Consider the following 9,039-nt stretch of genomic DNA (forward strand, 5'->3'; position numbering starts at 1 on the left):
GGGGAAAGGGGACGGTTCCCTCCTCCCTTTCCCCAAACCCCTATCCCTCTCCCTGGAGGGCCGCTTGTAATGGCAACTGCGTACACCCCTTGATTTTCAGGCGTTCTGGCGAGTTGCCACATGGCAACTCTGTCCGAAAACACCTCGAAAATAGGAGCGCTCATTGCATGGCAACGATCAACAAATCACGTTAAGGTTTTGTTAACCCTATTTTCCTTGCCAACGATTGCGACTCGGAGCATTCTCGCCTACGACTTATTCGCCCACTTTGGAGAATTTTCGTAGTTATGTTGAAGGCTCGTAGTCAAGCCGCCCTGACTGAGGCACCGAAGCCGTTGATGACCGATGTCATCGCGGGCGATGGTGCTGCGCTTTCCGAAGAGCTACTTGCCATGCGCAAAGCGCTTTTCCCACCGGTGTCGAAAAAGACGCTTCGGTCCTTTTCCTCCGTGGAATCTGCGAAGCTTATAGGCATCGGCGATGCCTACCTTCGTCAGCTTTCCTTGAGCGGTAAGGGGCCTCAGCCAAGTATCGGTTCTGGCGGCAGACGATGGTACAGCCTCGACCAGATTAACGAGATTCGTGCCGTCCTGGACGAAAATTCCAAGAGCAAGAATTACATTCCCCGGCGTCGGTCGGGCGAGCATTGCCAGGTCATGGCCGTCGTCAATTTCAAGGGCGGGAGCGGTAAGACGACCACTGCTGCTCATCTCGCCCAATATCTCGCGCTTCAAGGATATCGGGTTCTGGCTGTCGACCTCGATCCGCAAGCCTCCATGACTGCCCTGCATGGATATCAGCCCGAGTATGACGTCGAGGCGAATGAGACCATGTACGCCGCAATCCGTTACGACGAAAAACGGCGCCCCCTCGCGGAGATTATCAAGCCCACCTACTTCACCGGGCTTGATCTCGTTCCGGGTAATCTGGAGCTTATGGAGTACGAGCACGATACTCCGCGAGCGCTTGCAGAGCGTTCCACGGAGCCCTTTTTTGGGCGCGTTGCATCGGCGCTTGGTTCGGTGGAGGACCGATACGATGTGATGGTGCTCGATTGCCCGCCCCAACTCGGCTTTCTGACACTCGGCGCGCTTTGCGCATCCACGGGATTGTTGATCACTGCCCATCCGCAGATGCTGGACGTCATGTCGATGTGCCAGTTCCTCCTCATGACATCTGACCTCCTCGGTGTGGTACAGGACGCCGGCGGTGATCTCGACTACGACTTCATCCGCTATGTCGTTACGCGCTACGAACCGTCTGATGGTCCCCAGGCGCAGATGGTCGGTTTTATGCGGTCGCTGTTTCGCGAAAGGGTGCTCACCAACACGATGTTGAAATCGACAGCGATTTCCGACGCTGGTTTGTCGAAGCAGTCCCTCTATGAGGTCGGCCGCGAGAATTTTGCCAAGACGACATATGACAGAGCGATCGAGTCGCTCGACGCCGTCAATGGGGAAATCGAGAGCCTGATGAAGCAGGCTTGGGGGAGGGTGACATGAGCCGCAAGGATACGCTCAAAGCCATGCTTTCCAGGAGAGACAGCGAGTTGCCACATGGCAACTCCGAAGTCGACGAGCAGGAAGCGGAAATGGCTCCGGAGAAGAAACTTCAGCACATCCGATCCGGTGCGGTTGGCGCGATGGGCCGATCGCTCGGCAATATCGTGAGTGCCGCCGATCAGGCGCGTGCTCTGATCGCAGAAGGAGCAGCGGTCGTCGATATTTCCCCAGATAAGATCGACAGCTCATTTGTGGCAGATCGTCTCCCGGATGACGGTGAGGGGTTCAAGGAACTGCTTGAAGCGATCCGCCAGTCTGGTCAGAGGAGCCCGGTCTTGTTGCGGCCGCATCCTGAAAAGGCTGACCGATACCAGATTGTGTTTGGCCATAGGCGTGTGCGTGTAGCGACGACGCTGGGACGCCCCGTCAAGGCGGTCGTCCAAAACCTTTCCGACGAAGAGTTGGTTGTAGCGCAAGGTCAGGAAAACGCATCACGAACCGACCTTAGCTATATCGAGCGTGGCCTGTTTGCTGTCGCCCTAGAAGAACGAGGCTTCGACCGCCAGGTGATCATGTCTGCGTTAGGGATGGAGAAAACGCAGCTCTCGAAGCTCATGAGTGTAGCTCATTCCGTACCCAGGCCGATCATCGAGGCAATCGGCCCGGCCCCGAAAGCCGGGCGGCCGCGCTGGATGGGATTGGCTGAGAAGCTCGCAGCAAGCAAGCCGAAGGCCCTTGACGCTCTTCTTCAGAGCCGAGAATTCCATGCGGCTGACACCGATGACCGCTTCGCGCAGGTGATGGATGCGCTCACCGCAAAACGCAAGGGGCCCAAACCGGAGACGATCAAGTCAGAAAGTGGGCAGAAGCTTGCGACGGTGCAGCGATCTTCCAAGGCTCTCAATGTCACTTTCGACGAGAAGGCGTCGCCGGCCTTCGGCGATTATGTGATCGGCAAACTTGAGCAGCTTCATCGCGAGTATCAGGCTTCGATGGAGAGCTGATAGGTTTTGGTGTTTTGACGTAGGATTGGATGGAGAGGATCGAACCGCAAAAGAAAAAGGCCCCCAATCGGTAACCCGTGGAAGCCTTCCTCGTATTCTGTAGCAAGATCGAGAATCGCATTTCCACGAATCACAGTCAAGAGTCTTTGGCACCGTTTTGGTGAGCAGATTTCTTTTGCCTTTTGAAAGGTGAAGGAAATGCAGATAGGACGTGTAACGACGCCCCACGGGCGGCCGATGACACTCGCCTTGGTGAAGGGCCAGCTCGAAACAGCCGATCGCGGTCCGAGCAAGGCGGTCAACAAGTGGAAAGTCTTTAACGACGTCGGCGAGGCGAAGGACGTCTTCGGCTTGCAGGATCGTTCGTTCACCGTGCTGCAGGCGCTGCTGAGCTTTTATCCGAGCGATGAACTTTGCGATGAAAGCGGCGGCCTCGTCGTGTTCCCTTCGAACAGCCAGTTGTCCATGCGCGCCCACGGTATTGCCGGCACAACCTTGCGCCGGCATCTTGCCGCGCTGGTGGACGCCGGACTGATCGAACGTCGCGACAGCCCGAACGGCAAGCGCTACGCACATCGGGGCAGGGGAGGGGAGATTGAGGCCGCCTATGGCTTCAGTCTGGCACCCCTGCTTGCTCGCGCTGCCGAGCTTGCGAACCTCGCGCAACAGGTCGCCGCGGAGCGCCTTCGATTCAAGCGCGCCAAGGAAGCTCTGTCGCTTTGCCGGCGCGACGTCCGCAAGCTGATCTCAGCCGCGATGGAAGAGGGCGCAGATGGCGATTGGGCGACGATCGAGACCATGTTCATCGGCCTGATGGCCCGCCTTCCACGCTCTCCTCGCCGCGAAGACGTCGATGCTGTGCTCGAAGAAATGGAGCTTTTGCGTGAGGAAATCATCAACCGCTTGGAAATTCAGGTAAAAGCACAAAAAACGGACGTCAATGACCGCCATGACGGATGTCACATACAGAATTCAAAACCCGAATCCTTCAATGAACTTGAACCTAGCTCTGAAAAAGAGCAGGGCGAAATGTCGAGCCAGAAACCGAAACGAATTGCAGAACCACTGAAGGCATTCCCGCTATCGTTGGTGCTGAGGGCGTGCCCGCAGATTGCCGACTACGCGGCCGCCGGCCGAATTGAGAGCTGGCGCGACCTGATGGCGACCGCTGTCCTGGTTCGATCGATGCTGGGGGTCAGTCCATCGGCCTATGAGGAGGCGTGCGGGGTGATGGGACCGGAAAACGCCGCGATCGCCGTTGCCTGCATCTTGGAGCGGGCCGAACATATCACGTCGCCCGGCGGCTATCTGCGCGATCTCACCCGCAAGGCTGCACGTGGCGAATTCGGCCTTGGGCCGATGCTGATGGCGGCGCTGCGAGCAAATGCCGGAGACGAGAAGCGGCGCGCATGATAGTCCGCTTCCGCATCTCGGCCCTATCACGAAATGTCGGGAATCCGATCGGAGATCTTCACGAGATAGTCGTCGATCGCCTCCTCGATGTAGCTGTTGAACTTGCGTCGCTCGATTGCGGCGAGGATCTTCAGCTTCTTGTGGACCTCAACACGGATATGGATGCCGGTCGTGACCTTCTCGGTATCGCGGAAGCGCTTGCCGGCGATGGGATCGCGGCTTTCGCCCTTGGCGACCAGGTCGCGGAACCGAGTCCGGGCGCCCGCCGCTATAGGCGATTCGCCGGCATCATCGCCAGTCGTCGTCGGGGGAGCGGAGGCCACCGGCTTTTCGCGCACGGATGGCCGGTCGCGGCCGGTCGAGATCAGCCCGAGGACGAGGTTCTTGCTGTCCGATCCTTCGGTCATAGCAGAGCCTCTTTCGCCGTCGACCTATAGAGGGTGAGCAGCTCGTCGAGGAGCGTTTCCATTTCGGCGATTGCCTTCGGATCGGATTTCGCGGCGGTCTGGAGCGTGCCGGCGGCGCCGATCGACTGATAGGCGGCGCGCCGGGCGATCGGCTGCGACGAAAGGGCAACGCCGCTCTCCCGCAGGATTTCGCGCAGCGGTTCATGGGCCTTGGCGCGGCCGGTCACGAGATCGTGCTGGTTGATCACGATTATCGCCGGCAGCTTGCGCTTCTGGTCTTCCTCGACGACTGGAATATGGTTGAGCGCGAGCTGCATGCCGGCAACGACATCGTCCTGGGTCGTCTGCAACGGGATCAGAACGATGTCGGCGCAGTAGAGACCGGCGAACAGGTTTTCGTTCGTCGTTCCCTCAATATCGATAAAGACGATCTTTCCTTCGAATTGGCGTTCCAGCGCCATCTTGTAGATTCGGTTTGGGTCGAGGCAGCTTTCCGCCTCCAGCCGGTCCGGCCAGACGTTCATCTGCTTTGACATCGTGACCCAGCGCATCGTGTTCGCCCGGCTGTCGGCGTCGATGAGGAAGACGTCGTTGCCGGCATGGGCGGCCGTTCCTGACAACGCCCGGACGAGCGTGGTTTTCCCGGTTCCGCCTTTCGGGTTGGCGATGGTGACGATCATTGTGGCTCCTTCGTTGAAGTAAATTATACTTAACTCCTGTGCCTCCTTTCCGCAACGAAATCACTGCCCGTTGTTCATTGCCCATTGATGACTGACGATTGATGACTGCCCACTGACAACGGGCAACGGTGAACGGATAATCATCAATTGACCGTTGATAATGAGCAATTGCCCGTTGGTAACTAACCGTTGTCAATGAGTAATTGCCAATTAACCGCGATGCCGCTGTTAATTGGAGCACGAACAACGGGCAATTGTTAATGTGACGCGCATCGGCGGTGAAGCCTCGTCGTGGCCGGGGGATCGAGAGCGCTTGTCCGTTTGAAGCTGTTTTGATGAATAAAATATAGTTTAGTTATCTGTGGCAGGATAGTCAAGTTTGTGGTACAAACTCGACGTTGCCCCGCCTCCGGCAGGGCAGTAGTTCGCGCCTCTGGCGCTCTGGGTCGCCTCCGGCAACGTGGCAAGCGGGAAGGAAGACATGCGCAGCGAGGTGGTGAGGGTCCGACTTCAGCCGGAGGAGCGCGAGGCGCTCACCGCGCTTTGCGGAGAAAGCCGCACCGCCAGCGACGTCATCCGGCTGCTGTTTCGCGAGCAAGCGGGCCTGCCGCTCCCGGTCGGACCGGCCGAGGCAGACGCCCTGCGTGGCACGAATGAGGAACTTCGACGCATCGGCATCAACCTCAATCAGGCGGTCAGGGCGATGAACGAGGGGCGGGTCGGTTACGAACCACATCTCGAAGCCGCTCTGCGCAAGCTCGCCGGCGGTGTGTTTCGGCTGCGCGCCGACGTTGATCTGATGCTGTGCATCAGCCGCAAGCAGCGGAAGGGAGCTGGCCATGGCGCATGACTGGTCCGGTCTACTCTTCGAGATCGAGGCATTATCCGCTCGCCGCGCGGCCTCGCTGATAGACGAGGAAGAGGAACTGCGCCGGCGGCGAGCCAGTGGTGTCGCTCTGTCGGCCAGGGAACCGGGACAGCGCTTCGTTGCCACGGGAATCGCGAAAAAAGCTGCGGCCGGGGCTTCCAGCCCCCAAAATGAGCCGACGATCGCATCCATCCTGCAGGCGCCGGCGTCATCGCAACAGGGCGTCATCGCGCTCGTCGGTTGCCTGGATGGTGGCGGCAATCGCGAAGACGAGGACGAGCTGCGGACGTCGGCCGGCGGGGGAGGGGGCGGCGGTTCCGCCGCGACCGCGCCGGCCGCCCCGCGACAGGCGGCAATGGGTCGTGCTTCAGCCGAAACGGTAAGCCGGGCGGCAATCGCCGCCGGCGCACAGCCGGTCGTGATCAAGGTGACGTCGACCGTGTCCAGCCGAGCGTCGGCCGCCGGCCTGATGACCTATCTCGGCACGCGCGAGGTCGAAACGGAAAACGGCGATAAGGGCAAGGTCGACATCTCGATCTACGATCAGGACGGTGTTGCGATTTCCAGCCGGGAGGACCGGGCGGCGGCGCTCGCCGAATGGGCTGCAGATTTCCGCGAGGCATATGCGGTCAACGCGCTGGCCAACTTCTCCATGAAGCTTGCCGATGAGGTCGATGATGCCACCCTTCACGACGCCCTGAACGCCGCCTTCAACTCGAAACCGTTCCTGTACTCCCGGCATGCCCACGGACAGGTTTCTGTTTTCGCGGTGACCGATCTGCCGGCCAAGCGGATCGCCGGCGCGCTGAAGGCCCGCGAGAAGGGCGAGGGGCCGGCGCGCGTCGTCGAAAATGCGGAGGCGGACTTTGCTCGCCGTCTGGCCGACACCGGCGTCTCCGCCGAGGTCCGTATTCTCGGGGCGGCGGTATCGGAAAAATCCGGCCGCTACTTCCTCGAAAAGTTCCTGCGCACGGAGAAGGCCATCACCACAAGCGAAGGCGATCCGGTCAAGTCCGGCTCCAGCGTCAAGGACAGGGCCGACGGCATCTGGCGGGCCTGGTCCTCGCATATTCGCACCGTCGAGCCACGCAATGCTTTCCATGTCATTTTTTCCGCGCGCGCCGGAACCGATCCGGAGGCGATGAGCCGCGCCGTTCGGGATTTTCTCAGCGAGCAGGTCGCAGGGCATCGCTGGATCACCGCCCATCACCCGGAAACCGGGCATGTTCATGTCCACGCGATGATCTCGGCGCGCGACGATGTCGGCAAGGCGCTGCGGCTCACCAAACCGGAGCTGTACGAATGGCGCGAGCGCTTCGCGGCAAAGGCGCGGGAGCAGGGCATCGCCATGGTCGCCACCCGGCGCGCGGATGTGGCCGCCACGCGGCCTTATAGCCAGGCGCAGGCCGGCGCCTATGCACGCGGCAGACAAGATCCGCGCTATCTCAAGACGCCGGCGGTCACGAAGCGCGTCGAACGCAAGCGCGCCGGCGTCGTCGACCGTGCGTCGCTCACCAATGGCAACCTCGCGCTTGCCCCGAAATGGCAGGCGACCGCGAGCGCCCTGCAGCGGGCCGGCGCGGAGCCTTCGGTGATCGCGGCGGCCGACCGGTTCGCAGCCGCGACCACTGCTCAAGCACGGCATACCGCTGCTCGGGCCAGCGGCTTCGTCCTTCTCCGTTTGGACGTCGAACAGGCCATGGAACGCGAGACGATGGCGGTGATTGTCGAGGAGGCCGTCGGCGTCGAGGCCAAGTTGATTTCCTCCGAGGGGAAATCCGTCCAGGTCCTGGCGCCCACGACTGCGAGCGTCAGCAAGATCGAGCGCGAGCTGGCCAAGCAGAACGACGAGCTTGGCCCCGGTCCGGAGACGCGTTCCGTCGCCGTAGATGTTCAGGCGCGGTTGCTTGCGCATGGATTGCGCGCCGCGGTCGTCATCGAGGCGGCAGGCTCCGCAACGCATGGTGCGCCGTCGCCGTGGCTGCAGAAGAAATTCGATGCGTTGGCCGAGGAGTCGGCTTCGTCGCCGGACGAACCATTGGCGGAATTCAAAACCCTGATCGCGACCATTCAACAGCAGAAGGAAAAGGCCATGCCCCTATCGTTGGAACAGTTCGACGAGCGCGTCTCGCGGGCGAACAAATCCATGGACCGCCTGGAGACGATGGTCGACAGCAGCGCAGAACGTCAGGCCGTCGAGGAGATGCGCAAGGAAATCTCCGCGCTGTTCGAAGAGCAGCGCCGCGACATCCAGATGCAGCAGATGCGCTCGGTCAACGACACAGCGGGGGCAGGGGATACGCCGCCGACGGCCCGCATCGACGAGGCGCGCGCCCAGGACCGACCGGCGCCGGCAACCGTCGATCCCGCGATTGCCGCTCAGCAGCAGGCAATTGCCGCCGGCCGCGCGTCCCGCGCGGCGCGAGAGCAGGCCGGTGCGTCGAAGGCTGCCCAGGACGAGCAGCGCCAGCAGATCTTGCGGCGGTCGGAACAGGAGCGACAGCGCGGCAATGACCGGGACGGGGCCGAACGGTAGGCGCGTTCCTATTCCTGCATCAGGCCGTCGAAGACTTCCAGGAGGGCGTTGACGATGGCCTGGCCAAGCGCATTGGCCGAGGCGGCAATCTCATCGTCGCTCTGGTCCCGGGTGGCGATCGCAAGGTTGCCACCCTCCTCGGCGACAATCGCCTTCGCCCTCTCTATGGCCCAAAGGGCGAAATCGCTTCGGTTGGAAATCGTCATCGTCTCGGTGGTCTCATCCATGGCGTTTACTCTCCGTCGGCGCAGCACAACCCGCTGTCAGTTTCCCTCGTGATGAATTCCAGCGATATCGGTTGGCGGGTATCGGGGGAACCATGTTCAGAATCTTATCTTCGGACTGAATTCAGTCGGCATTTTTGCGTCTGAATGTTTGCGCCGCGCAGCGTGATCGCCTAGACTCACGGATGAAGCAGTGACGCGCTGCTTTAGGGCGTGGAAACCCTTGTACACGGGTACGAGTGCCGACCTGTAACGGCACTATCTCCTTGACCTTATGGTCGGGTCTCTAGTCGCGCGGGCGTCAATCCCTTTTCCAAAAATCCCTATACGACTGATTTCGTTCATTCTTGGTCTTCGATCGGTGCCCCTTTCGGGCACACCAGATCGTTTGCCGACGAGGTTCCG

At 60.7% G+C, this 9,039-nt stretch carries 8 protein-coding genes; 5 read left to right on the forward strand and 3 right to left on the reverse strand.

The features are described 5' to 3' along the window. The first annotated feature begins 338 nt into the window (after nt 1-338). From repA to repC, 3 genes are all read left to right on the forward strand, one after another. The gene (gene repA / locus SPHINGO391_RS01270; protein ID WP_244615072.1) at nt 339-1,502 is read left to right on the forward strand and encodes a plasmid partitioning protein RepA; all 1,164 of its coding nucleotides are present in this window, start codon (nt 339-341) and stop codon (nt 1,500-1,502) included. Beyond that, nucleotides 1,499-2,506, forward strand: coding sequence for a plasmid partitioning protein RepB (gene repB / locus SPHINGO391_RS01275; protein ID WP_152007221.1), 1,008 nt, complete (start codon nt 1,499-1,501; stop codon nt 2,504-2,506). The genes repA and repB overlap by 4 nt, the downstream gene beginning before the upstream one ends. Nucleotides 2,507-2,704: 198 nt before the next feature. After that, entirely contained in the window at nt 2,705-3,919 is a 1,215-nt protein-coding gene (gene repC / locus SPHINGO391_RS01280; RefSeq protein WP_152007222.1) for a plasmid replication protein RepC, read from the forward strand. 26 nt (nt 3,920-3,945) lie between these two features. Here repC and SPHINGO391_RS01285 read toward each other — a convergent pair whose 3' ends face one another. Continuing rightward, nucleotides 3,946-4,326, reverse strand: a complete 381-nt coding sequence (locus SPHINGO391_RS01285) for a hypothetical protein (RefSeq protein WP_152007223.1) — start codon at nt 4,324-4,326, stop codon at nt 3,946-3,948. Beyond that, nucleotides 4,323-5,006, reverse strand: a complete 684-nt coding sequence (locus tag SPHINGO391_RS01290) for a ParA family protein (RefSeq protein ID WP_152007224.1) — start codon at nt 5,004-5,006, stop codon at nt 4,323-4,325. Before SPHINGO391_RS01290 ends, SPHINGO391_RS01285 begins: the two co-directional genes overlap by 4 nt. 481 nt (nt 5,007-5,487) lie before the next feature. Between SPHINGO391_RS01290 and SPHINGO391_RS01295 the strand changes: the two genes are divergently transcribed. Together SPHINGO391_RS01295 and SPHINGO391_RS01300 are read left to right on the forward strand one after the other, a co-directional pair. Continuing rightward, nucleotides 5,488-5,856, forward strand: coding sequence for a plasmid mobilization relaxosome protein MobC (locus tag SPHINGO391_RS01295; RefSeq protein ID WP_152007225.1), 369 nt, complete (start codon nt 5,488-5,490; stop codon nt 5,854-5,856). Beyond that, nucleotides 5,846-8,410, forward strand: a complete 2,565-nt coding sequence (locus SPHINGO391_RS01300; protein WP_152007226.1) for a relaxase/mobilization nuclease domain-containing protein — start codon at nt 5,846-5,848, stop codon at nt 8,408-8,410. The genes SPHINGO391_RS01295 and SPHINGO391_RS01300 overlap by 11 nt, the downstream gene beginning before the upstream one ends. A gap of 8 nt (nt 8,411-8,418) precedes the next feature. Here SPHINGO391_RS01300 and SPHINGO391_RS01305 read toward each other — a convergent pair whose 3' ends face one another. Further along, nucleotides 8,419-8,637 carry a hypothetical protein gene (locus SPHINGO391_RS01305; RefSeq protein ID WP_152007227.1) on the reverse strand — a complete coding sequence of 73 codons (219 nt, stop codon included), beginning with the start codon at nt 8,635-8,637 and terminating at the stop codon, nt 8,419-8,421. Between the last annotated feature and the right edge of the window lie 402 nt (nt 8,638-9,039).

It is taken from the genome of Hoeflea sp. EC-HK425 (assembly GCF_902498795.1).
Lineage (GTDB): Bacteria > Pseudomonadota > Alphaproteobacteria > Rhizobiales > Rhizobiaceae > Hoeflea > Hoeflea alexandrii.